General features: G+C 58.7%; 17 protein-coding genes. 9 read left to right on the top strand and 8 right to left on the bottom strand.

From position 1 onward, the window contains the following. Nucleotides 1-115: 115 nt before the first annotated feature. A complete protein-coding gene (locus RAD04_RS22230) occupies nt 116-1,315 on the top strand; it encodes a pyridoxal-phosphate-dependent aminotransferase family protein (RefSeq protein WP_461625466.1) in 1,200 nt (399 codons plus the stop codon). A 43-nt stretch (nt 1,316-1,358) separates the two neighbouring features. Next, complete coding sequence (locus RAD04_RS22225; RefSeq protein ID WP_461625465.1) at nt 1,359-2,156, top strand: enoyl-CoA hydratase/isomerase family protein; 798 nt, start codon at nt 1,359-1,361, stop codon at nt 2,154-2,156. Nucleotides 2,157-2,249: 93 nt separating this feature from the next. Here the strand turns inward: RAD04_RS22225 and RAD04_RS22220 are convergent, their stop codons facing one another. Then, nucleotides 2,250-3,620, bottom strand: a complete 1,371-nt coding sequence (locus RAD04_RS22220) for a hypothetical protein (protein WP_461625464.1) — start codon at nt 3,618-3,620, stop codon at nt 2,250-2,252. 1,134 nt (nt 3,621-4,754) lie between these two features. Between RAD04_RS22220 and RAD04_RS22215 the strand changes: the two genes are divergently transcribed. After that, nucleotides 4,755-6,428, top strand: coding sequence for a hypothetical protein (locus RAD04_RS22215; RefSeq protein WP_461625463.1), 1,674 nt, complete (start codon nt 4,755-4,757; stop codon nt 6,426-6,428). Between the two features lie 724 nt (nt 6,429-7,152). Here RAD04_RS22215 and RAD04_RS22210 read toward each other — a convergent pair. Both RAD04_RS22210 and RAD04_RS22205 read right to left on the bottom strand, forming a co-directional pair. After that, on the bottom strand, nt 7,153-7,647 hold the full coding sequence (locus RAD04_RS22210) for a hypothetical protein (protein ID WP_461625462.1): 495 nt from the start codon (nt 7,645-7,647) through the stop codon (nt 7,153-7,155). Nucleotides 7,648-7,902: 255 nt separating this feature from the next. Beyond that, nucleotides 7,903-8,256, bottom strand: a complete 354-nt coding sequence (locus RAD04_RS22205) for a hypothetical protein (RefSeq protein WP_179737568.1) — start codon at nt 8,254-8,256, stop codon at nt 7,903-7,905. A gap of 318 nt (nt 8,257-8,574) precedes the next feature. On the opposite strand from RAD04_RS22205, the gene RAD04_RS22200 reads away from it, so the two are divergent. From RAD04_RS22200 to RAD04_RS22190, 3 genes are all read left to right on the top strand, one after another. Continuing rightward, on the top strand, nt 8,575-9,549 hold the full coding sequence (locus RAD04_RS22200) for a Bug family tripartite tricarboxylate transporter substrate binding protein (RefSeq protein WP_165637466.1): 975 nt from the start codon (nt 8,575-8,577) through the stop codon (nt 9,547-9,549). Nucleotides 9,550-9,717: 168 nt separating this feature from the next. After that, nucleotides 9,718-10,260: a tripartite tricarboxylate transporter TctB family protein gene (locus RAD04_RS22195; RefSeq protein ID WP_461625461.1), complete on the top strand. Its 543-nt coding sequence runs from the start codon at nt 9,718-9,720 to the stop codon at nt 10,258-10,260. Between the two features lie 11 nt (nt 10,261-10,271). Next, nucleotides 10,272-11,795, top strand: coding sequence for a tripartite tricarboxylate transporter permease (locus tag RAD04_RS22190; protein ID WP_461625460.1), 1,524 nt, complete (start codon nt 10,272-10,274; stop codon nt 11,793-11,795). 1,079 nt (nt 11,796-12,874) lie between these two features. Here RAD04_RS22190 and RAD04_RS22185 read toward each other — a convergent pair. Both RAD04_RS22185 and RAD04_RS22180 read right to left on the bottom strand, forming a co-directional pair. Beyond that, complete coding sequence (locus tag RAD04_RS22185) at nt 12,875-13,360, bottom strand: hypothetical protein (RefSeq protein WP_183232942.1); 486 nt, start codon at nt 13,358-13,360, stop codon at nt 12,875-12,877. 432 nt (nt 13,361-13,792) lie between these two features. Next, nucleotides 13,793-13,969 carry a hypothetical protein gene (locus RAD04_RS22180; RefSeq protein ID WP_461625459.1) on the bottom strand — a complete coding sequence of 59 codons (177 nt, stop codon included), beginning with the start codon at nt 13,967-13,969 and terminating at the stop codon, nt 13,793-13,795. A gap of 489 nt (nt 13,970-14,458) precedes the next feature. Here RAD04_RS22180 and RAD04_RS22175 point away from each other — a divergent pair, with 489 nt between their 5' ends. Further along, the gene (locus RAD04_RS22175; RefSeq protein WP_461625458.1) at nt 14,459-15,331 is read left to right on the top strand and encodes an outer membrane protein; all 873 of its coding nucleotides are present in this window, start codon (nt 14,459-14,461) and stop codon (nt 15,329-15,331) included. Nucleotides 15,332-16,773: 1,442 nt separating this feature from the next. Here the strand turns inward: RAD04_RS22175 and RAD04_RS22170 are convergent. The 3 genes from RAD04_RS22170 to RAD04_RS22160 all read right to left on the bottom strand — a co-directional run bounded on the left by RAD04_RS22170 (nt 16,774) and on the right by RAD04_RS22160 (nt 19,680). Further along, nucleotides 16,774-17,676 (bottom strand): O-antigen ligase family protein, encoded by a 903-nt coding sequence (locus RAD04_RS22170; RefSeq protein WP_177237334.1) that lies wholly within the window; start codon nt 17,674-17,676, stop codon nt 16,774-16,776. A 533-nt stretch (nt 17,677-18,209) separates the two neighbouring features. Then, nucleotides 18,210-19,403: a CaiB/BaiF CoA transferase family protein gene (locus RAD04_RS22165; RefSeq protein WP_461625457.1), complete on the bottom strand. Its 1,194-nt coding sequence runs from the start codon at nt 19,401-19,403 to the stop codon at nt 18,210-18,212. A gap of 118 nt (nt 19,404-19,521) precedes the next feature. Further along, nucleotides 19,522-19,680 (bottom strand): hypothetical protein, encoded by a 159-nt coding sequence (locus tag RAD04_RS22160; protein ID WP_461625456.1) that lies wholly within the window; start codon nt 19,678-19,680, stop codon nt 19,522-19,524. A 345-nt stretch (nt 19,681-20,025) separates the two neighbouring features. Between RAD04_RS22160 and RAD04_RS22155 the strand changes: the two genes are divergently transcribed. Continuing rightward, nucleotides 20,026-22,374, top strand: a complete 2,349-nt coding sequence (locus tag RAD04_RS22155; RefSeq protein ID WP_461625455.1) for an FG-GAP-like repeat-containing protein — start codon at nt 20,026-20,028, stop codon at nt 22,372-22,374. A gap of 750 nt (nt 22,375-23,124) precedes the next feature. Continuing rightward, nucleotides 23,125-24,018, top strand: coding sequence for a hypothetical protein (locus tag RAD04_RS22150; RefSeq protein ID WP_461625454.1), 894 nt, complete (start codon nt 23,125-23,127; stop codon nt 24,016-24,018). Nucleotides 24,019-24,022: the final 4 nt, after the last annotated feature.

Below are 24,022 nucleotides of genomic sequence, written 5' to 3'. Positions count from 1 at the left end.
CCGGGCGAGGGACAAGCCCGGCGAATAGTGATATGCGAGCGGCTCGCGGGAGCCCCGAATTCGGGCCTCCCGACGCTCACGTCGAGACAAGCCTCAAAGACCGGGAAGGACGCCGATGACCGTGCACACTGGAAGGCATTTCTTACAGATTCCAGGACCGACCAACGTGCCCGACCGGGTGCTGCGGGCGATGGACATGCCGACCCTGGACCATCGCGGTCCGGAGTTCGCCGAGCTCGGTTTTGCGGTTCTTGCCTCGATGCAGCGGGTGTTCCGCACCAAGCAGCCCGTGGTCATCTTCCCCTCGTCCGGCACCGGCGCCTGGGAAGCGGCGATGGTCAACGTGTTCGCGCCTGGCGACAAGCTCCTGATGTGCGAGACCGGCCAGTTCGCCGTGCTGTGGCGCGGCATCGCCGACAAGTTCAGGTTCGACGTCGACTTCATCCCGAGCGACTGGCGCCACGGCGCCGACCTTGCGGAGATCGAGAAGCGTCTTGCCGCCGACAAGCAGCACGCGATCAAGGCCGTCTGCGTCGTGCACAACGAGACCTCGACCGGCTGCGTGACGCCGCCACTGGAGGTGCGCAAGCTGCTCGACCGCGTCAAACATCCGGCGCTGCTGATGGTCGATACCATCTCCGGCCTCGGCTCGATGGAATACGAGCACGACGCCTGGGGCATCGACGTCTCGGTCGCCGGCTCCCAGAAGGGCCTGATGCTGCCGCCCGGCCTCGGCTTCAACGCCGTCTCGGACAAGGCGCTGGCCGTGGCGAAGGCCAACCCCGGCATGCGCTCCTACTGGGACTGGCAGGAAGTCATCAACTTCAACAAGCTCGGCACCTTCCCCTATACGCCCGCCACCAACCTGCTCTATGGCCTGCGCGAAGCGGTCAAGATGCTGGAGGAGGAGGGGCTGGAGAACGTCTGGACCCGCCACAAGCGCCACAGCGCGGCGACACGCGCCGCGATCAAGGTCTGGGGCCTGGAGACGCAGTGCGCCGACCCGGCTGCGCACTCGCCTGCGCTGACCGGCGTGCGCGTGCCTGATGGCCACGACGCCGACGCCTTCCGCAAGGTTGTGCTGGAGAACTTCGACATGTCGCTCGGCACCGGCCTGAACAAGGTCAAGGGCAAGGTCTTCCGCATCGGTCATATCGGCCACTTCAACGATCTGATGCTGATGGGTACGCTCGCCGGCGTCGAGATGGGTCTGGATCTGGCAAAAATTCCGCACCGGAGCGGCGGCGTGTTGGCGGCCATGGACGTCCTGAAGGGACGCGACGCGGTGCCGATGACCAAGGCTCAGGTGGCTTAACGCCTCGGCAGGCCTCGACGAACTTAAGAGACGAGAGCGCGCGATGAACGCACCGACGACTGCCAACGAAGACCTGCTCTACTCCGTCACGGACGGCATCGCGCGGATCACCTTCAACCGCCCGCAGGCGCGCAACGCAATGACCTTCGCCATGTATGATCGCATGGCGGAGATCTGCCAGGAGATCAACGCGGACCGTTCGATCAAGGCGCTGATCCTGACCGGCGCCGGCGACAAGGCGTTTGCCTCCGGCACCGACATTTCCCAGTTCCGTGCGTTCAAGACCGCGCAGGACGCGCTCGACTACGAGGCCCGCATCGACCGCGTGCTCGGCACGCTCGAGCAGTGCCGCGTGCCCGTGATCGCGGCCATCGCCGGCGCCTGCACCGGCGGCGGCGCCGGCATCGCGGCCTGCTGCGACCTGCGCATCGGCACCGAGACGACGCGGATGGGCTTTCCGATCGCGCGCACGCTCGGCAACTGCCTGTCGATGTCCAACATCAGCCGCGTCGTGGCGCTGGTGGGTCCCGCCCGTACCAAGGATCTGATCTTCAAGGCGCGGCTCGTCGAGGCGCCGGAGGCGCTGGCGCTTGGCCTGCTCAACGAGGTCGTGCCCGACGTCGAGACGCTGCAGCGCCGCGCCGACGAGACCGCAAAGCTCGTCGCCAGCCACGCGCCGCTCACGCTGGAAGCGACCAAGGAAGCGGTGCGCCGCATCCGCCGCACGCTGTCGCGCGAAGAGGGCGAGGACTTGATCCTGAAGGCCTATATGAGCGAAGATTTTCGCGAGGGCATGGATGCCTTCCTCAACAAGCGTACGCCGAACTGGAAGGGCAAGTAGCCTGCGTCATTGAACGGCTGCGCCATATTAGGGCGTGTACTCATAAGGGCGCAGACGTCGGCTTTGAGATCTAAGCAGAAATTTTCTGCTCAATCAGAGCGTTGCTGCTTCTTGACCGCTGGTGGGCGCCTGTTGCGAGTCTTTGAGGAGCCGCAGCGCCGCAGCCGTGACGAGACCCGTGGCGAGCAGGTACACGGGGGATATGTCCCAGCCGGGTCCTTCGAAGACCAGATAGGAGAATAATCCCGCGGCCGACACGATGAAGCCGACCCAGGCTAGCTTCGGTAGGCGAAATCGACGTTCGCTCCGCCAAAGATCAAGCACGAGGTAGTACGCGAGAAGGCTGTTGCAGAGTGCCGCCGGCAGCACCCCCAGGACGATTCCGGTTTCAAACGCGAGATAGGATAACACGCCGTCGACCTGAGCAATCACCGCGAAGGGCAAATAGCGCGGATTGAGGCAGGCCAGCGCGATCGACGCAAGCTCAAACGCGTAGAAGTACCGCTCGTGCATCTTCGGGAGCAAATACGGCATGAGCATAAGCGATACACATGCGGCCAGCAGAATAAACTCCGGCCCCGCCCGTTGAGAGCGCGCGATGAAAATCGATAAGGCGAGCCCGCTCGCCGCCGCGAGCACCATGCCGACGGCGACCCCGATCGCGTACGGCATTCCTCCAGCCAACACCCAGATGTTCGCTGCGTTCATGGTGAGGCGATTGAATGTGTGAGCTTGGTCCAAATAGACCGCAAACACGGAGACTAACGATCTGCCGGCGACGAGAACCGGTATCGCGAGAACCACGTAGATTCCGGGAACGGTAGCTAGCCACGCCAGGTGGATCCGGCGGCGCAACATCATGCCGAGCACGAAGGGTCCCAGGAACACGCCCTGAGCCTTCACAGAACACGCCATCGCAAATGGCGCAACGCCATTTCGGTCCCGCATGAAAAGCGCCACGGAAACCAGGGTGAAGAAGGTCCAGATCGAATCGGCCTGCCCCCACAATGCGCCATTGAAGATCACCGTAGGTGCAAGCCAAACCGCGCACAAGGCCACGCACGCGCGCAACGGTACCTTTGTCGCTCGCCAGACCATCTGGGCGACGACGAGCGCACAGCCCAGCTCGAATACTCCCGAGATCGCTTTCACGAGGGACAGTGGCTGTCCCAGCCAATCAAAATGGGCGGCGATCAGCAGGAGATAGCTATAAACCGGGGTGTAGTTGGTGAAAGGTTCGGCCAGTGCAGCATTACCGTGATCTCGAGCAAAGGCATACCACGGGATCAGGAACTGAATGGCGTCGTCGGTGGCGTGCTCCCGGGCGAAGTAACGGAGCCCAAGGCCTGCAAATCCGGCCCCCATCACTAGGCCGATCGCAAGCGGCGAGTACGTGTGCAACGTCTCGTTAGGCCTGATGCAGAGGCCGGGATCGGCCGACGTGCCAATAGTCTCTTTTTTCACGCGATCGCTTTTGCTTTTGAAGTCTTTGAAGGGCGTTGCGACTTCATTTTGCTTTCAACCTAAAGGAGCAATCATTTCCAGTTTCATAAGGAGCGGTTCTGCCATGGGCAATTTCTCTCAGAAGGATTGTTTGGTTAGCAAAGCTTTGGTGGAACTGATGATCGTTTAAGTTGGCCGGAAGCAGGGACGCGGTTCGCATTGGGCCGCCTTCATGGTCCTCACGCCCCGCGTGCGGCCGTGGAAGATGCGTTGATGCAGGTCGCCCGTGAGCATCAGTTGCGCGTCCTCGTGTGGATTGAAGGCCGCGCCGGTCGCAAGGGCCTTCGCCTGATCTCAGGGGCTACCGGTGAGCCGCCGCGTATGTCTGCTTATCCCCAGCCAAGCCAGATATTTGACAAGGACATGGAAGCACGACGGCCGCAATAAATCAGTTTTCGCATTCTATGTTCAACAGCGGCCAGATACGCCAGCCTGCAAATAGCCCCCACGCTCCGTGGCGGCCCCAGCATCGGGCCGGGGGGCATGATGCTGGGGCCTCCGGACAGGCTATTGCCTCATGGGACTGAGGCCTTCACCGAATCCAAAGCACGACGCCAACCGTTCCGTTGTTGCCGAATATTCCCGAATGTGTGTCAAAACTCACACAGGTCTGCTGACAAGCAGAAAGGCCGCAAAGGTCGGACAAGAACGGCCCCTGCGGCCGATACCGCGTCGTTCCGCACGATCGGCGGGGCGGCTGAACCTAAGCATATCGCGCGCCAGCCTCGCCACGATCTTAGTCCGTCATTAGCGAGAACCTGTCAGTGTTGCTCTTGGGACGGGGCCGTGGGGGACAAACCTGCTGACTCTACTCGAAGATCGCCAGCAACTGCCAATAGTCCGGCCCGCTCAATATCATCGGAAGCCTCGGCCGCAAGCTCTAAGCAAAATCGTTCGAGACGATGAAACTCCTTGAGATCTCGGTTCATCGCCAATCCGCACCCCCGCTGCCAACTTAAATGGACGTTGAGGTCTCATGGTGAAAAAGTCTCTAACTTGTTATGCCGGTGCCATAAAGAGCCCCGCCAGCATGATCGTCTGCGCTAGTCCTGGACTGCCTCAATGATCCTCTTTCGATGACATGGCAGGCGTGAGATGAACCGTGAGATTCGAAACTCGAACACTAAAATTGCGATCGCAGTGCCTATCGCAATGCAGGTGGCGATCACGATGGCTGTAGTCCTCTTAGTCGGAACACGGGGATGGGACGACGGCGCGATCACACTCGCTTACTCGAAGACCTTCGCTGCGACCGGCCGCATCGCACTGACGCCGCTTTCGGAACAGGTGGAGGGGTTTTCCACTATCGCGTGGTTCCTAACTAATTCGTTCGTCGCCCTGTTCCAGCCGAGCTTTGCTACTGCCATCGCCGTTGCTCAGGGCATGACGGGGCTCTTCTTCTGCCTTTCGATCCTTCAGATCTGGTTGCTAACCAAGGATCTTAAACTCGATAAGTTCGCCTCGACCCTGTTGCTCTCGACCTACGCTGCTCTCGGAATGTCTTTGAGCGAAATCGCGAACGGAATGGAAATGCCGCTCTTGTGTTTCACGGGGGTTGGGGTCGTACGGAATTTATATTTTCGCCCAAATCTGTTGCAGGCTGCAGCCTTCGGGAGTGTGTTCCTCCTTACTCGTTTTGAGGCATTGGTCTACTACGCATTCATCCTTGCACCGCTTTTATACGAGCGCCGGACCAAAGACTTCGTGATCCTGGCGCTTACGGGCACGGCAGTGCTGGGTGGGACAGAGGCCCTGCGGCTCTGGCTTTTCTCGGATTGGGTTCCTAACACCATCTACGCCAAAATGCAGCCTCCCTACCACGAAGACAACCTAAGGGAGTTAGTCAAAAAGGTCTCTGCGGCATTCGAGGTCGTAAGGGCGATGCCACTGTTGTTCTCGTCTATAGCTATCATAGCGTATTTGCACTTTGCTTGCTTTTTAGACGCGTTTAATCAGCGAACGGAGCTATTCACCAAGTCGCTATATCTCTTTGCCCCCATGTTCGGAGTAATTGCATTCAACTCTGCAATAGGGACTAATTGGGGTTACGTGGGGCGAATGCAAACGCTCGCTTTCCCGTTTGCACTTCTTTTACTCGGGTTTTGGTCTAAGAAACTCGAGTTGTTTCGCAGTGAACTGCAACGCTCATATGTTTTGATTGCCGCAATAGTAACGGTTGTAGTCAGCTGGTGGTCAAGCGCCAAGCCGCCGCTCTCGCAAGCTTATCTGACAATCAGATCGCAGGCACAGTCTGCTCCATTCGGTGTAACGCCCGCATCCTACCGGCTCACCGGACTTGCCGTGGATCGGATCCGGGAATTGACAGGCAGGGCGAGTATTAGCTTTCTGACGCCCGACGTGGGTGGTGTCGGCCTTTGTTGCTCACGCGTGAGGATCGTGGATTTAGGCCTTCTCGCGAACCGAATCCTTGCCCATCAAGGGTACGGCGCACTAGATGACGTCATATCTACCGAGCGCCCCGAGGTAATCGAGGCGCATGAGATGTGGGCAGAGATTCCAATGCTCTACAAGCTAGCGTCGTTTACTCGGTCATATGAACCCCTCATCATTGACAACATACGAATGTATGTTCGTCGTGACGTAGCAAAAGAACTGTTGGTCGGCGGCTTTGCTGTAACTTGCAGCCTAGAGGATAATGACTGCCGGTCGCGGGCGCTAATTGAGCACCGGTATGCGCATTATTCGACAAAGGATGACGACTTCGAGTTCCTGAAGAGTGGTTATTTTGTCGATGTCACTTCGCGTTGAAGGAGGCATTTTCGGCAGAGCCGATTGCGCGGCGGCGTGGGATTCAGCATTGGTCCGCGCCGCCGCCGCCGCTGCTGTATTGGAAACCAAAAGTGGCACTACCGTTTGATCAAGCCGCTTTTGCCGAACAAGGCGCGGGCGTTAGGATAATCCTCGATGTCTCCGGCCGGTGGCAGGCGGGAGAGTAGTGCGGCGCAATCAAGCCACCTTCTGCTGGTCGTCGATAGGCTCGGCCACCAATTTAACGCCGAGCGCGTTCATTGCCTTGGAGGCGGTTGGCTATCTTGCCGTCCCAACAAAGTGTCCGTCCGCCTCGCCGTCCTTAGTGAATCTTGGACAGACGCAAAAGCCTCCCGGTGAGCTGCGGGTTGGACACATGACCTTTGGTGCTCCCGACGGCAGTTCGGAAGCATTCACGAGGCATTGCGATTTAGGTTTTGGATCCTGCGACGCACCCTTAGCGAACACGGCTGTACCTGCGCCGGCCAGCATTAAAACAATAAGGACGCCTTGAAGGAAGCTCATGCGTGGTCCTTATAGCGGTGGCAATCAATTGAGCGGTTCTTCAACGGATCGAGCAACATCATCGGATAGCGACGCGCTACGGCAAATTTACCGCCAACTGCCTCGCTCTTCCAGTTCGCTAATCAGGCTATGGCTCAGCGCTAAACTAAATAAGTCCTATCCTAGATTGATGCCGCGGAACCTGTGGGGGAGCTTTGCTTCATTCCTCGCGCCGATAAATATTCTGCTGCGTCTGTGTCTCGCGAATTTCTTGGTAACTCGTCGCTTCATCTATGAGACGCTTCGTGCATGAGCGTGCGAGCTGCTTAGCGATAATTTGGGCGCGGTTGGCGATGTCGTGCTGAGTGGCTTTTAGGACTCCAGCATGTTGTGCGCGCGCAAAGACATCGCAGACCTTTGGGAGGAAGTTCGGCGCGTACCCGAACGCCTTAACGCCCTGCTTGGTGCGGAATTCGATCTGGTCGGCTATCGCGAAAAGGTCTTCGCCGATAAAAGGCTTGAGACTCTGCACTGTCAAAAAAGCAGGGAGATTGGGGCCGCTCCTGTAATACTGACGTCCTTTGGGCGGGCGAATGCGGCCTAGGCCCACCATGAAGCCACTCTGAGTGATCACGCGCTGCCCGTTGTCGAGGACCGCAACCTCGATCTCGATGGTTCCGAATTGAAGGACGCCTTCATGCGTCGCTTGCGGCAAGTGTCTCGCCCAGCGGGCTTTAGCGGCCTTCCGAGCTATTTCCCTGCGCTCGTCATGTGATAGGGCGGCTGCCCTTGCAGCGCCGCCAGCGGCTCGGGCGGGAACTCCCCACTGGACTTTCCACCGCGTTCTCCGCCGCGCGTGGTCGAGGTCTAAACTTACTTTTCTACGCGTATTCATACTTCAGCAATATGGTCAGATCAGAAAATTGCAAGCGCGGCGTGGCCGCAAAATGGGCTCGGTGAAGCGAAGCAATTACGCGGCGAGCAACTCCGGATCATTTAGTATGGCCTTGACACGTTCTGGTGACGAGCACTGCCAGACTGCTGTACAAAATGCCCTCAGCATCATGTCTCTGCACCGAATTTGTGGAACCGGCGGAAACGTTGACGCGAGAGCTTGGGCGACACTTAGTGCCTGGTAGATGTTTCGTTCCTGGTAGAGCTTCGGGCCAAAGAGGCCTCCCAGCAATCCGCCCCAAAAGTTATGCTTGTGCGAACGCACCAAGACGCCCTTCTTGCCCACCGAGATCCAGCAGGCGTCTCCGCTCTCCAGTATGATGGTCGCATCGTGGCCAAATTTTTCGTTGATGTAGAGCAGGCGCGGCATCACTCGTCACTCTTAGCTTTCTTACTTTTAGCTTTTTTGCATTTTCGGAAATTTCACTTAATCGAAGGGGCCCATTCCTTATAACTTTAGGCCCTGATCAGGGCCACTGATTGCTTGCTCCGAGTCTATGAGCTCCGCGGATCGCTTGTAGCTTAGGAGGGCGAGGCTTGTCTCATTTCAGATCTCATTCCAAAGTCATAACGGGGATGGCGTCGGATGGCTTGAATTCGGGCGAATTCGCCAGCACAATGCTCCTGAATTCATCTCTGAATTTCCAATCCGAACAAGAACATAGGGAAGACGCCCGTGGGACATGGAATGAAGGCCGCGATTGCGCTGACAGTCGCGCTGTGCGGCACTCCGGCTGTTGCCGGCTGGGAGCCGGCAAAGCCGGTCGAGATCGTGGTGGCGGCGGGTGCGGGCGGCGCCTCCGACCAGATGGCGCGGATGATGCAGGCCGCGATCCAGAAGAACAATCTGATGAAGCAGCCGATCGTCGTCTCGCTCAAGGGCGGCGCCTCGGGTGCCGAAGCGCTGATGTACATGAAGTCCAGCGAGGGCGATCCGAACAAGGTGCTGATCGCCTATTCGCTGATCTACATGCTGCCGCTGTCGGCCAAGATCCCCTTCAATTGGCGTGAGCTGACCCCGGTTTCGGTGGTCGCGCTCGACCAGTTCGTGCTCTGGGACAACAGCGCGGGCCCCAAGACGGTGAAGGAGTTCGTCGCGGCCGCGAAGGCGGCGAGCGCGCCGTTCAAGATGGGCGGCACCGGCTCCAAGCGCGAGGACCATGTGCTGACCGTCTTCCTCGAGCAGAAGACCGGCGCAAAATTCTCCTATCTGCCCTACAAGTCCGGCGGCGAGGCCGCGACCCAGCTGGTCGGCAACCACACCGAAGCCAACGTCAACAATCCATCGGAAAATCTCGAAGTCTGGCGCGCTGGCCAGGTGCGTCCGCTCTGCGTGTTTGACAAGGAGCGCATCTCCTACACCAGCAAGGTGACGGACACCCAGTCCTGGGCCGACATCCCCACCTGCAAGGAGGAGGGCGTCGACGTGCAATATCTGATGCTGCGCGCGATGTTCCTGCCCGGCAAGGTGACGGCTGAGCAGCAGGCGTTCTATGTCGAGCTGTTCCACAAGGTGACGCAGACCGCCGAGTACAAGGACTACATGGAGAAGCAGGCGCTGAAGCCGATCTTCCTCACCGGCAAGGATATGGTGCAGTTCCTCGAGGAGGACGATGCCATCAACAAGTCGCTGATGACGGAAGCCGGATTTGTCGCGAAGTAGTCGTCTCTTTCTTCTTCCTCTCCCCGTTCTTACGGGGGAGAGGGCTGGGGTGAGGGGCTCTCTCCGCGAGTCCGCTCTCACCGTCCTTGTGGAGACTCCCCCTCACTCCAACCCTCTCCTCGCGCGCGGGAAGAGGGGAAATTGAACGCACTCCGTCCCTAACAGAGCATGTCCCAAACCGATCTTGAAATCGTCGTCGACGATCCGACCGCGCCTGAAGACGACTCGCCCTCCGTCGTCTCGTCCGGCACGATCGAGATTGTCGTCTGCCTGCTGCTGCTCGCGCTGGCCGTCACGCTCGGCTACGACAATTGGCGCACCGGCGCATCCTGGGATTCGACCGGGCCCGAACCCGGTTATTTTCCGTTCTATCTCTCGGTCATCCTCGGCGGCGGCAGCCTCTACGGCCTGATCGTGGCGCTGCTGGCGCGGCGTGCGGCGTCCGGAACCTTCGTCACGCGCGCACAGGCCCGCCGCGTCATGGCGGTGTTCGTGCCGACGCTGCTGTTCTGCCTCGTGATGCAGTTCCTCGGCCTCTATGTCGCGAGCTTCCTCCTGATCTCGGGCTTCATGCGCTTCGTCGGCAAGATCGCGTTGTGGAAGTCGCTGCTCACCGCTTGTGTGTTCACGGCGATCATGTTCGTCACATTCGATGTCGCCTTCGACGTCATCATGCCGAAAGGGCCGCTCGAAGCGGCCTTCGGCCGCTAGGCGGTCCCGCGATGGAAGCGTTCGGTCTCCTGCTTCACGGCTTTGCCGTCCTGCTGACGTGGAAGACGCTCGTGCTGATGATGGTCGGGCTGGTGCTCGGCATCTTCGTCGGCGTGCTGCCGGGCCTCGGTGGCCCCAACGGCGTCGCGATCCTGCTGCCGCTCACCTTCACGATGGATCCGACCTCGGCGATCGTGATGCTGTCCTGCATCTATTGGGGCGCGCTGTTCGGCGGCGCGATCACCTCGATCCTGTTCAACATCCCGGGCGAAGCCTGGTCGGTCGCGACCACTTTCGACGGCTATCCGATGGCGCAGCAGGGCAGGGCGGCGGAGGCGCTGACCGCGGCGTTCACATCCTCCTTCATCGGCTCGTTGGTCGCGGTGCTGCTGATCACGTTCCTCGCGCCGATGATCTCGTCCTTTGCGCTGAAGTTCGGCCCGCCCGAGTTTTTCGCGGTTTATCTGCTGACATTCTGCTCGTTCGTCGGATTGGGGCGCGAGGCCAAACACAAGACGGTCATCTCGATGTCGCTGGGGCTGCTGCTCGCCGGCATCGGCATGGATACGGTGTCGGGCAATCTCCGCATGACCTTCGGCTCGCCGGAGTTGCTCCGCGGCATCAACTTCCTGGTCGCCGTGATCGGCCTGTTCGGCATCAGCGAGATCCTGCTGACGATGGAGGAGCGGCTGGCGCTGCGCGGCCACGCCGCAAGCATTTCGCTCCGCGTCGTGCTCGGCGTCTGGAGGGACCTGCCGAAATACTGGTCGACGCTGCTGCGCTCCTCCTTCATCGGCTGCTGGCTCGGCATCACCCCGGGCGGCGCGATCGCGGCCTCCTTCATGGGCTACAACCTTGCCAAGCGTTTCGCCAAGGATCCCGAAAGTTTCGGCAAGGGCCGCATCGAGGGCGTGTTCGCGCCGGAGACCGCGGCGCATGCGTCAGGCACCTCGGCGCTGCTGCCGATGCTGGCGCTCGGCATTCCCGGCTCGGGCACCGCGGCGATCCTGCTCGGCGGCCTGATGGTGTGGGGCCTCAATCCGGGGCCGCTGCTGTTTGTCGAGCACAAGGACTTCGTCTGGGGCCTGATCGCCTCGATGTATCTCGGCAATGTCGTCGGCCTCGTGCTGGTGCTGACGACGGTGCCGATCTTCGCCTCGATCTTGCGCGTGCCGTTTGCCGCGGTGGCGCCGATGATCGTGGTGTCCTGCGCGATCGGCGCCTATGCGATCCAGAACGCGATGTTCGACATCTGGCTGATGCTCGGCTTTGGCATCGTCGGCTACGTCTTCAAGAAGATCGGCATTCCCCTGGCGCCGTTCACCCTCGCGCTCGTGCTCGGCAACCGCGCCGAGGATGCCTTCCGCCTGTCGATGATCGGCTCCGGCGGCGACCTCAAGGTGTTCTGGTCGAACGGCCTGGTCGGCTCGATCACGACGCTGGCGATCGTGCTGCTGTTCTGGCCGGTTATTGACCGGATTCTGACGCGCTTTCGACAGATGAAACGAGCTAAAGCCACGTCCCTGCAAGTTTAGCCAAATAATGTTCGCTGGCGCGCGGCAGCTTCGACAGGCCTCGATGCCTGTGCCGGGGTCGAAACCTATCCCTGGCGAGAAAGTCGCTATACTTTATCGTCAACTAAGCTTGCGCTAAAAATCGTTACGTTCGTTCTCGGTTCGCATATCTCGTCCGCTATAGCCTTCGCAAAATCGAACTTTGTGTTACGAACTGGCTTCGTGGAAAGTAAGTCTGTCTGGTCGCTCGTGGTGTAGATGGGTACGTATGGCGTATGCCACCGGGCGATGATCTCGCCACAAGTGGTACATGAGAACTGCCCCGTTTCCGGCCTGGCACAGGCTCTTATGGAACGTAGGTAAACGGACTGGCACACCGGGCAGATCATACAAGGGACATTTCGACCGGCCATGATGCCGTTTGCTCTGGCTGCAAAGTAGTATTTGGGTGAGGCTATCGGGAGGCCAATAGGCGGTCAATTTCTGCCGCTGTTCCGCCGCTTCAATCTAATTCTTCCGCCCAATTCGGCGGGCGCGTCATCTTGCTCGGCGACCGTGGCAGCGTAAGCGGCTGGCCCGTTAAGCGGATTTGGTCCTCCCCTTTTGAGGCCGAGATGCTTGACCTACGCGTCTGGACATCTGGTTCGTTAATGAGTCGGCCCGCTTGGCACTCCGGCCTCGATTCCTCCTCACCGCCTGCCTGATCATGGTCGCCTTGAATGCTGCGACATCGTCTGTCGATGCACGCTTCTATAGAGGGAATCAGCAGGGGTGGTTTTGTAGTGCTGTTGCCCGCAATTCTGCGCAGGAGGTTATGCGCTGGGCTAATTGAGGGTGATCGCGTTCAAGGCGCGCTCGGCCCCTCTGCAAGGACCTATCTCCTTACGCTAATTGGCTTCTTCTTTTGTGGTTGGCTCATTGGCATGATGGGGAGTGCCCGACAACAGGCTGCCATGACTTCGGCATCGTCCTGTCGATGGCCGGTCTTGGCCCGAACCGGAGGGTAGACGAAGCGTCAACTTGTCCGCTTAGACACGAGAGAACCCCGCATTCTTCATTGGATGACGATCCGACATACGCGGGTCACAGTCCTGCCGGATTCAATAGAAGCTTCTGGCGAGTACAGCGATCATTCCGGCGAATGCGAGCTGCGAGCCCACGCCAAATAATCCCGTCAACGCGCGTTTAGAGTGTATCCACCAATGAAAGCGTTGGAGGGCGTGAAGTAAGCCACGAGGGTAAAGGGTATGAACGAATTGCAAGGCGTCTGGCAACATTGCGGTGAAGGCGCCGACCGCAATCGTCCAAATTGATCCTTCCGTTGCAAACATCCAAAGCGCAAGCCCGAGGCCAGCGCACGCATCAATTCCGATAATTGCAAAATCCCTCAGCGTCGCGCTGCTGAAGGACAGGCGGCGATTGTTAGCACCTTTGCCTAGACTTATTGAGCGAAGGGGATAGTCCCAGTGCGGAATTGCATCAATTGCAAAATGGCTTGCGAACCCCGCGATCGCCGCGGCTGCCGGATGTGATGGAACCAGGCTGGCGATCGCGCCACCGACGATTGCATGGGTGCTCAAAATCATCTGATTATCTATACATTTCCGGGATGCTTGGCATTGGGAACGATGGCATCTTGATCACGTCGTTGTCCTCTGAGGTGCAGTGGTTTGGCCGAGAAAGCATCCTCGGACCCCCCGCGGCAAAGAGGATGTAGAGGTGATTGGCCGAGGATAGGCCTTCGGATCGACACCGACGTTTGTTTCAACGCACGGCTGTTGGAGTCCCGAAGGTGCGGCGATGGGAAGCAGCGAGGCGGGATCGTCGTTCCCTTATCCTAAAGGAGATACTATCGACGAAGATGGCAGTGAAGAAGCACCCGGCAACCATCAAGCCGCTAAAGACGGCCAGGAGCCAATTTTGGATCATCTTCGACCGGGTCCTCGTTTGACGCTCGCCTTTAAGAGCAGCGAGAGCTTGAGCCGTCAAGTCTAACGGGCGCTGGGTTCTCTCTGAACTCATACCACCTTAGCGTCCCTGAGCCCTGCGATCTCGTCCAAGCCGAAGCCGAACTCCTTTAAGACCTGGTTGGTCTGCTCGCCGAAATCCGGCGGCCACGCCATCCTGCTCGGCGTGCGTAACAACGTCAAAAGTTGGCCGACCAGGCGGATGTGGCGATCTTCGTCGTTCGCCACGTCCTGGCCGATGCTGGAGATGCCTGACCTAGCGTCCTCGAACGTCTGGTCGCTGGCTTAGATCGGCCCGCAGGGCACGCCGCGTTGAGCGGGCAGGGGCTATCGGGATGGGCATAGAGCTCCGGGTTCGCCGATCGCCTGGGCGCAATCGCGACCTCGGTGGTGGCTAGCTGATGTAGCCGTCAGGGTCTTGAACGGGACCCCTTGGGGGTGTTCTGGTCGAACGGCCTAGTCGGCTCGAGCACGACGCTCGAGATCGTGCTGCTGTTCTGGCCGGTGGTCGACGGGCTTGCTCGGCCGTGTCGGCTGGGGCCGGCGAGGCAAAGCGGCTGCACCATGAAAAGTTAGCTTAATCAGTGTATTAGCTTCGTTGCGTCGCCATAGTCCAGTCGCTGAGGCCTAGTGGTTGTTCCCAAATGTTGCTGTTGTGCGACAGCTCAGGCCAGCGTTGACGCTTATGCTCCCCTTAATTTCTCACGGGGCATTGCGATGAAGCAGATTGTAATGGGAATTGTGGCGGCATCGTTGGTCGCGAGCAGCGCAGTGGCCGCTGATCTGGCAGCGAAACCCTATGTGAAGGCCCCGGCCGTCGTTGATCCGGTCTGGAGCTGGACCGGCTTCTATGCCGGATTGAACGCCGGATATAGCTGGGGCAGGTCGGAGACGACCGTAGCGCCGATAGCACTGCCGTTCCCGGCTCCACAGTTCGGTTCGTTCGGTCAGAATGTCGACGGCTGGCTTGCCGGCGGACAGCTGGGCTACAACTGGCAGGTGGATCCGAAATGGGTCGTCGGCCTCGAGGGCGACATTCAAGCGACAGGCGAGCGGTCGTCGCGGACGGTGACGACGACGAGCGCGCGTTACGGTTCGAACATCATCGGCATCCCGGGCGGTGCAGATTTTAACTCCATTGCCACATTGACTGGTAATCTTTCCTATGACCTGCAATGGTTCGCGACGTTTCGCGGGCGCGTCGGCGTCCTCTCGGATCCACAGACCCTGTGGTACGCGACCGGTGGTCTCGCTGTCGGCGAGTTCAAATATTCGTCGGCGACCGCCCTTGGAATCCAGGTCTTCGGACCGGGCCTCGGCGGCACCACTCCGCTCGGCGCGTTCAACTTCCCGATCGGGGCCGGGGTGACGAGCACCGACACCCGAATTGGCTGGACGGTGGGTGCCGGCGTCGAGCGCAAGTTCACCCGGAACTGGTCGGCCAAGCTCGAATATCTCTATATGGATTTCGGGAGTAAGACTTACTTTGTGGGAACCGCCAACCAGGCGGACGTAAGCTTCCGCGATCACGTGCTGCGCGCCGGCTTCAACTATGCCTTCACTCCAACGCCCGTTGTTGCGAAATACTGAGCTGCGCAGGCGCAAAACCGCCTCAATGCCCGCCAATCTTGGCGGGCATTGTCATTTCTGCCTTGCTTCCGCTTTCCTGAACTTCGTATTCGCGTCCGCGCCGAAGCCGAAGTCCTTCAGCACCTCGCCTAATCGCGGCATTCCAGCGGTCGCGCCACCACAGCTAGGCGGCGTGGTCGCTTGAAACCAGGTTTCTTCAGCTCGACGCAAGTCTCCGAGCGAACCCCGGGAAGGTGTCGCCAAGCTCGACACACTTGCACCCTCATGATAACTTTGGTCCTCCGACTCATGCGTGGTGCTTTGTGATGAAGGAAGCTCCAGTTCAAGCGAGGGGATTGCTGCTGACCTACGGAACGAGATTTGTAGGTGGCATGGCTGCCCTCGCCGCAAGCCTTCTTAGTTCATCCTGTGTGAGTTCTGACGAAATCTCTTCGAGACCAAGAGTTGCGACTGGTGCTCCTTGGGCCCGAGATATCAACGAGCCGCCGCCCAGCCGACCGCCAGCACGTAGGCCTGACTAGGTCTCGCAACGCAAGATATATCGATCTGGCTTATGCGGTAGGTTAGGTCGCCGTCCAAATGAAATCGACCAGAATGCCTCGCGCCAGGATGCGGGAGTTTGATCGTCTGTACATCGCTCCAATCGGCCCTTTTCTCTGTCGCGGAACCTCCCGTTTCGAGGTATGCAAAAATGAATGGCGAAGTATGGGAGCGTTTGCTGTGTGGACCCAGTCCTGCAGGCTTACAACCTATGAGCTCTTGTCCGAGCAACCGGCGATAGGTCACGCGTAGAACCGAGCAAACAATGAGAATAGATCGTTTTCACCTTTTCGTTTTCGGAGGTTTGTTTAACCTCATAGATCGTTGGAAAGCTAGGCGTCTGCCGCTTGTGTGTCCAAGCTGTCTCGAGCCAGCCTCAGAAGCGGCTCTCGCGCGGGGGCAACGGTTGCTAGGTGAAAAGAAGCTGCATTGCGACGCGTGCGGTATAGCCCATGACATCGCGGGATGGCGACTAGCAGCGGACTATCAGAAGAGCGGCGATCGCGTCCCGTTTCTGGCTAGAAATTGAAGACTTGTTACTCCAGACAGTGCGAGTTTCCGCCGCGATGAATTGGTTCGTTCCAAGCTCAGCGGAAAAATACAGCGTTCGCAGGGCTGGTGATGATGCCGAGCACTGGCCATTCTCGCCTGCTGAGAGATCCTTTAGGCAAGCAACGTCAATCCGGTACGTAGTCGACTTGCTCGCCCTGATGGTGACGTCATCCAAACAGCGGCATGTCCCCCGCCCACTCAAGGCTGCGTCAAGAAGAGCGCTTATACCATTTGCCTTGTCCCATGGAGAAACAAGCTTCGTCGCTGTCCTGCGAACAGGCTCTCGCGTTTGCAAATGCGCTTGAAGCGAGTTTTCCTGATCTGTCTGGAATCTAAGTTCCGGCGGTCGGTTAACTAGGAACGATTCCGTGACCCGCGTTCTCGGAATAGAAAGCGCGCATTCCATTCTGGTCTTCTGTTCTTCTCGATAGCGATCGTCCGGCAGATTCGTCATTCTGCTGGATGATCCTCCCTGCGGCAAGACTAACGCCAATCACATAGATCCAGCCCGGCACAAAATCGAACAGGTGCGAGTTGAATAGCGAGCTTACTACGTTCTGTACCACGACAATGAAGCCAAGCCATGGATAAAAGCCCGCACCCCGAAAAAGGCTAAGGTGACCAATCCACATTGAGTACAAGGCGACACACCCGATTAGTCCCCACTGCACTGCTACGCTGAGAGATTGATTGTGTGGATTGCTGATCGTCTCCGCGCCAAGCCCAGTTTGCCCCAGTGCGGCGCGATCGAATAACATTTGGGTAGATCCTGTGCCGTGCCCGACGACAGGAGCTTCTCGAACGAACCCCACAGACTTGCGCCAATACTCGAGTCGCAATCCAGCAGAGGTTATATCATTGCCGGCGCCGTACTTTGAATATTCGAGCAGGATACTATTCGTTCGATTTTGTAGATTGGGTGAGGCAAACCACGCGGACCCCGCAAGCAATAAGCTAAATGCAATCGCTCCATAAAAAAGTGAGCGCGGCAAATAAAACGCTCCGAAAACAAACAGCATGATCGGCACATATATTAGAGCTGTCCGAGCGAGGACCACGAAAGTCAGATTGGCAAGAAATACAATTGATAGCGCGAGCAGAGGCAACGCCAAATGGGTCCTTCCGTCTTTGATTAACTCAGAAATTGGCCAAGCTAAAACCACAGCGCACAACGCAAACGATTGGCTTTGATCGATGTAATTCTTTACAGGGACACCGGGCTGCAAACTTGCCGTCGGGGTGAGATTCGGCACAAACGCTGTGACCCACGACAAGGCAAGGAGAACAGTGCAAGATCCAAGGAATGCCAAGAGTATCCAAAATGAGCGCGATGACTCTCGAAAGTAGTATATTAGGAACGGCATCATAAGAAACTTTAGCGTGGGATTTACGCCTCGTAGTCGAGCGGTCCAAGAGACGTCAGTCGCCCACAGAGTGCCTATCACGGCTATCGCAAATAGGGCCACCGCAAAACCCGCTCTGGAACGGCCTACTAAATAAGCAAGTTCTTCGAGTCGGATCCTTGGGAACACGCTAAGTACCCAGAGAGCGCTGAAGATTGAGGTGACGGTTGTAGACCACGGTAGCGATGCGACCGCGATCACGGCGAGAACATCGCTGGTTGTTGTTGAGCTCAAGAGCGTCGGAAAGCGCCGGAAATCTCGGACCCAACTGTACCACTTCTTGTCTACCGTAAATGAGCTAAGCCCGCTGTCCATAGTCCCTCGATTGGTTTGCATGGCGATTCCAAGCGCGCTCAAGATCGCAGCTCAAGCAAGAGAGCGCCTCAGACGATAAAAGCTCTTCTTAAGCTTGCGATCTCGTCGGGCCCGAAGCCGAACTCCTTCAGCACCTCGTCGGTCTGCTCGCCGAATTCCGGCGGCCGCGCCACCATCCTGCTCGGCGTGCGCGACAGCGTCACGGGCTGGCCGATCAGGCGGATGTGGCGGTCCTCGTCGTTCGGCACGTCCTGCGCAATGCCAAGATGCTTGACCTGCGCGTCCTCGAACATCTGGTCGATGGCGTAGATAGGTCCGCAGGGCACGCCGGCCTCGTTGAGCTCGCGGACCCAGGTCTCGGTCGGCTTCGTCACGGTGCGCTTCTCGATCTCGGCGTTGAGCGCGTCGCGGTTCTTGGAGCGGGCAGGGGCGGTCGCATAGTCGGGATGGGCATAGAGCTCCGGTGCGCCGATCGCCTGCGCGCAGCGCTCCCAGATCCGCCCGCCCGTGGTGGCGATGTTGATGTAGCCGTCCGAGGTCTTGAACACGCCGGTCGGGATGCTGGTCGGGTGGTTGTTGCCGGCCTGCTTGGCGACCTCCTTCTCCATCAGCCAGCGCGCGGCCTGGAAGTCGAGCATGAAGATCTGGGCCTGCAGCAGCGAGGTCTGCACCCACTGGCCCTTGCCCGACACCTCGCGCTCGAGCAGCGCGGTGAGGATGCCCATGGCGCAGAACAAGCCCGCGGTGAGGTCGGCGACGGGGATGCCGACCCGCATCGGCCCTTCGCCCGGCGCGCCCGTGATCGACATCAGCCCGCCCATACCTTGCGCGATCTGATCGAAGCCGGGCCGCTTGTGATAGGGGCCATGCTGGCCGAAGCCGGAAATGCTGCCATAGACGATGCGCGGGTTGATCGCGGCAAGGCTCTCATAGTCGATGCCGAGCTTCTTCTTCACGTCGGGCCGGAAATTCTCGACCACGACGTCGGCCTTGGCCGCGAGTCGCTTAAACACGGCGAGTCCGCGCTCGTCCTTCAGGTTCAGCGCCATCGCCCGCTTGTTGCGGTGCAAATTTTGGAAGTCGGAACCGCGCCGCGGCCCGCCCGGTTGCTCGCCGCCGGCATCCTCGGTCAGCGCGTCGATCTTAACGACGTTGGCGCCCCAGTCGGCGAGCTGCCGCACGCAGGTCGGCCCGGAGCGGACCCGGGTCAGATCGAGCACAGTGAAGCGCGACAGGGCTTCCGAGGCATGCGGGAACGGCATCGTGAAAGGCTCCGGAACAGGTTGCGGGCCTACCATAGTGCCGAAAGATCAAGCGGCAAGCCCGGGGCGGCGCCCATGCCGTCTGCCGAAATACCATGCCTGATGCGGTGCTGTGAGATCAGCGGGACAGCCGCTTCAACTCGGCACGCGCCTGCTCGGCCAGGGGATCATCGCCGTGCCGCGCGATGAAGAGCTCAAGAGCCTCCCGCGTTCCCTTCCGGCGGGCGGCTTCGTATTCCTCCGCCGTCGCAGTGGCGGGATCGCGGGCCATGGGCATGGAAGGCGCGCGCCCCCCGCTACCGTTATCGTGGGCCTTGGCCCTCTCCGCCATGGCAGGCAGTCCTCCGAGGGGGTAATGGGGCGGTCCAGCAAGCGCGATTAAGGCGCCAAACAGACCGGCCGGGAGTAAACGTCGTTCCATAAAATCCTGTAAATTACGAGGTTCCGGGAGCCGAGATTCTTATTCGCGTCCCGTAAGATTACGGGTTGAATGGACTAATAGCGCTTTGCGGGTAGAGGCCCGATGGTCTTGCCCCATTTAAACCAAACGTTCAGCTCTCTAGCTACAATCATCTGTTAACGCCTCGAACAGGACGGGGCTCGCTGATTCGGAGTTTCCCCTTTGGCTACCGCTGTCACGGTCACGAAGACGAATAACGCCGACATCGATGGCCTGCTGTCGGGGTACAAATGGTCGGGCACGATCACCTACAGCTTTCCGGATTCACCCAGCGACTACCCCAATCCGTACGCCGGCGGCAGCAGTGAGCCGACTACTTCGGGCTTCGCCTCGGCGCCGACCCAAATGCAGGCGGCGATCAACTATGCGATCGGTTTGATCAACGGCTACACCAACGCCAACATCCAGTACACGGGTACGAACGGCGCCGACATCATGATCGCGCAGTCGCCGGCGGCTAACCCGACCTCCTACGCCTACTATCCGGGCAATTATGCGTCCGGCGGCGATATCTGGTTCGGGACTCAGTACAATTATTCGCAGGCTAAACTCGGCAATTATTACTTCGCGACTGCGCTGCACGAGCTCGGCCATGCCATTGGTCTCAAGCACAGTCAGGAAGCCGGTGGTCCGGCCAACGTCGCAGTGCCGAGCGCGCACGACGACAGCGAATACACCGTCATGAGCTATCGCAGCTATGTCGGCGCTTCGACTACGGGCGGGTACACCAACGAGGCGTACGGATATTCGCAGACCTATATGGCCAACGATATCCTCGCACTGCAAACGATGTACGGTGCGAACTTCACCACACAGAGCACCAGCACCGTCTATAGCTGGAACCCGACCACGGGGCAGGAATTCATCAACGGTGTCGGGCAGCTCGCGCCGGGCGGCGGCGTCGGCGGCTCCGCCAACCGCCTCTACGAGACGGTCTGGGACGGCGGCGGCGTCGATACCTACGACCTGTCGAACTACACGACCAACCTGAGCATCAATCTCAACCCCGGCGCCTCGTCGGTGTTCTCCTCCGTGCAACTGGCGTATCTGGGCAACGGCCATTACGCGTCGGGCAACGTCTACAACGCCTATCTCTATAACGGCGACGCACGCTCCTACATCGACAACGCGACCGGCGGGTCCGGCGACGACACGATCATCGGCAACGCCATCGCGAACACGCTGAACGGGAGCAGCGGCAACGACAAGATCACTGGCGGTGCGGGCAACGACACCATCATCGGCGGTTTGGGCACCGATACCGTAGTGTATTCGGGGAACAAAGCCAGCTACGCCATATCCTATGATTCCACGACACAGATCTTCACCATTGTCGATCAGCGTTCCGGCTCACCCGATGGGACTGACACCGTCACTAATGTGGAGAACTTCCAATTCGGAGATGGTACGGTTGCTGGCACGAATCTGATGAACAATCTGCAGCCTGCAGGAGCGGGCTGGGTTGCCACTATCGCGCAAGATTTCAATAACGACGGCAACGATGACATTCTATGGCTTCAACCCGCGACGGGAGCCGGTGAAATTGTCTATCTTTCCAACGGCACTGTAGTTGGCTCTGCTTCGTTCGCTACGCCCGGTCAAGGATGGGTTGTGATTGGTCATGGCGACTACAACCATGACGGAAACATCGATCTATTGTGGCAAAACACAACTACCTTGCAGGCGACTGAATATTTTCTCGTCAATGGCCATACGGTTTCAACGCAGGATGTGGGCGTCATGTCGGCTGATTGGCACGTGATTTCATCTGCTGATTTAAATGGTGATGGGACCGACGACCTGCTTTGGCAAAATCAGACCACAGGCGTTGGGCTCGAATGGTTTATGAACAACGGACTAGCGCCAAGTTACGCCTATGTTGGCACAATGGGAACGAACTGGCAGGTTGCCTCGACCAATGACCTGAACCACGATGGGACGGCGGATATTCTCTGGCAGGATACCGCTACGAACGAGGGAGTTGAGTGGTTTTTTACTAACGGCTTGGCTACTTCGTGGGCTCGTGTTGGGACCATGGGGCCGGGATGGGATGTCGCAGCAACAGCCGATTTTAATCACGATGGCCGAGTTGACCTCCTTTGGCAAAATGAGACCAGTGGTCGGCTAGTCGAATGGTTTGTGAACGACGAAGGATTGGCTTTTGACTGGAAGGACCTTGGAACCGCCGGTCACGACTGGAAGGTAGCCGGCCTGTTGGACTTACATGCAGTCAACGGGCCCATGATCTTGATGCAGAATGCGGCCACGGGAGTCACCACCGAAATCTCAAGTATAGCAGCCGGCTCGGCAAATTTACTCGCCTCCTCATCTGCCTCGCCGAGCACGGCTCAATCGCCAAGCGCGAGCGCCCAATCCTCATCGATTGATGCCACCGCAGACGAGAGTATCGTACAGCAGAGCCTCACACACGGCTTCCTCGAGAGTAATTTTCAGCTGCAGGAAAATGACCTCAAGCACACGGCTGACCTGCATGATTTTATGCTCCTGTAAATCGTATGCTTGCGTAGAGTTCCTGGGCCGCGCGTCGAATGTGGCAGGCGGAACTAAGCGCAAAAGTCGATTGATCAGGAACGCTGTTGCTCGGCGCTGGTAAAATGCGTCGATTGCCTCAGAAACAATGAAGCCGGAGAGCACCAAGAAACCCATCACCGCGAAATTGGCCTATCCCCCATGTTCTGGACAAAGCTATGGTGTTCAAAGCTTGGACTACAGTGAAGGCTAGCACAAACCGAAATGCGCCGAATGCCCGATATTCCGCGGCCGCAATCGAAAGGTTTCCCAATTAGCTTTGGTATCCCTACCGCACGGCAGTGTTTTGCAAACGGGCTTCCAATGTCGCCGGCAAACTCACTACTAAATCTGCACTACGGCTGTCCGAGTTGTGGAGCAGGACCTCCGGGGCACATCAAGGAGCGCGTAAGCATCCGAATTTGCCCAATTTTTGGGGGCTGAGCCTAGAGTTGCACTATCCGTCCAGATGTGAGACCCACCAAGTACAGTACCGCGTTGAACTGCGCCGGTGCGAGGGGGCCATGAATGAGCTCCTTTTCTCCGACCGAACGGCTGCCTAATATGATGACTCGAAGCCTGTGGGCGTAAGGTAGTTGTCAGAAAGGCACTTGTCACGGGCTGGCTCGCAAGGCAAAGAACCGGAAACGTACGTTCGGAAAAGATTGATGATCTTCTCGTCTCGCTGGTTTTCTGAAAGTGCGCGCGCCCTCACAACCCGAAGTTAGCAGCATGAAGGCACAATTGCCAGGTCCAGCGCGGGAGCCGCTTCCGGTTGTCACTGTCCCAAAGAGTGAATGGCCGCGCCATCCAGGATGGGCGCGTCGGATGATTGCGCGTGCTGCGTCTTTACCGATTTCGGCTGTTAATGGGCTCGAGCTGCTCGGAAACACAATCCAACGCGTTGCCAATACACTACGGTTCGAACGATTCTGGAATGAGAAGATCACAGCCGATTCGCGTGTTGTCATCGTGCCAACCTTCAACAAGACGCTCGGTAAGCACCCCATCTGGAATGTCGCGATCAACTGGCTCACTGCAAACGCATGCTCAGGCCAAATCATTGAATTCGGGACCAACAATGGAGGCTGGCTGAAGTATTTCGTAGATCGGCTCCCACAAACCGTAGCCTTCACTGGCTTCGATTGTTTCGAGGGCCTGCCGGAAGCGTGGGACGGACTCCCGGCGGGGTCTATCAAGGGTTTTGGTGCGCCGACTGAGCTATGGGCCGATGATCCTGTGGCACGTGCCAAGGTGATGGCGGACGCTGAGCGCGGTATCCATTTCCCGGAGCCGCCGCAATCGAACGTTTCGATCATGACGGGCTTGTTTAGCGAGACTGTGCCGCTGTTCTTGAAAGACGGATGGCCGAAGGATATCCGGTTGATCCACTTTGATGCCGATCTCTACATCTCAACGCGACCAGTGCTCGATACGCTGTGCGGATCGCTAGACTACCGCTATCTTATTTTATTTGACGAATTCTATTCAGCGAACCACGAATTCCGAGCATGGCAAGAGTTCACTGCACTCTACAAGCTGGACGATTGGCGCGTGGTTGCCGCGAGCGAGGACGGTTCGCAGGTTTTGATTGAGGTGAATACGCGCCGTGCGTTGGCCGCATAAGACT

The organism is Bradyrhizobium sp. 25ACV (assembly GCF_054863005.1).
Note: the sequence above shows the minus strand (reverse complement) of the source record. Positions and strands in the feature narration are given on the sequence as shown.

Coding starts and splice junctions, on each gene's coding strand:
- RAD04_RS22230 (WP_461625466.1), top strand. CDS start 116: ATGACCGTGCACACTGGAAGGCATTTCTTACAGATTCCAGGACCGACC.
- RAD04_RS22225 (WP_461625465.1), top strand. CDS start 1,359: ATGAACGCACCGACGACTGCCAACGAAGACCTGCTCTACTCCGTCACG.
- RAD04_RS22215 (WP_461625463.1), top strand. CDS start 4,755: ATGAACCGTGAGATTCGAAACTCGAACACTAAAATTGCGATCGCAGTG.
- RAD04_RS22205 (WP_179737568.1), bottom strand. CDS start 8,256: ATGCCGCGCCTGCTCTACATCAACGAAAAATTTGGCCACGATGCGACC.
- RAD04_RS22200 (WP_165637466.1), top strand. CDS start 8,575: ATGAAGGCCGCGATTGCGCTGACAGTCGCGCTGTGCGGCACTCCGGCT.
- RAD04_RS22195 (WP_461625461.1), top strand. CDS start 9,718: ATGTCCCAAACCGATCTTGAAATCGTCGTCGACGATCCGACCGCGCCT.
- RAD04_RS22190 (WP_461625460.1), top strand. CDS start 10,272: ATGGAAGCGTTCGGTCTCCTGCTTCACGGCTTTGCCGTCCTGCTGACG.
- RAD04_RS22185 (WP_183232942.1), bottom strand. CDS start 13,360: ATGATTTTGAGCACCCATGCAATCGTCGGTGGCGCGATCGCCAGCCTG.
- RAD04_RS22175 (WP_461625458.1), top strand. CDS start 14,459: ATGAAGCAGATTGTAATGGGAATTGTGGCGGCATCGTTGGTCGCGAGC.
- RAD04_RS22165 (WP_461625457.1), bottom strand. CDS start 19,403: ATGCCGTTCCCGCATGCCTCGGAAGCCCTGTCGCGCTTCACTGTGCTC.
- RAD04_RS22160 (WP_461625456.1), bottom strand. CDS start 19,680: ATGCCCATGGCCCGCGATCCCGCCACTGCGACGGCGGAGGAATACGAA.
- RAD04_RS22150 (WP_461625454.1), top strand. CDS start 23,125: ATGAAGGCACAATTGCCAGGTCCAGCGCGGGAGCCGCTTCCGGTTGTC.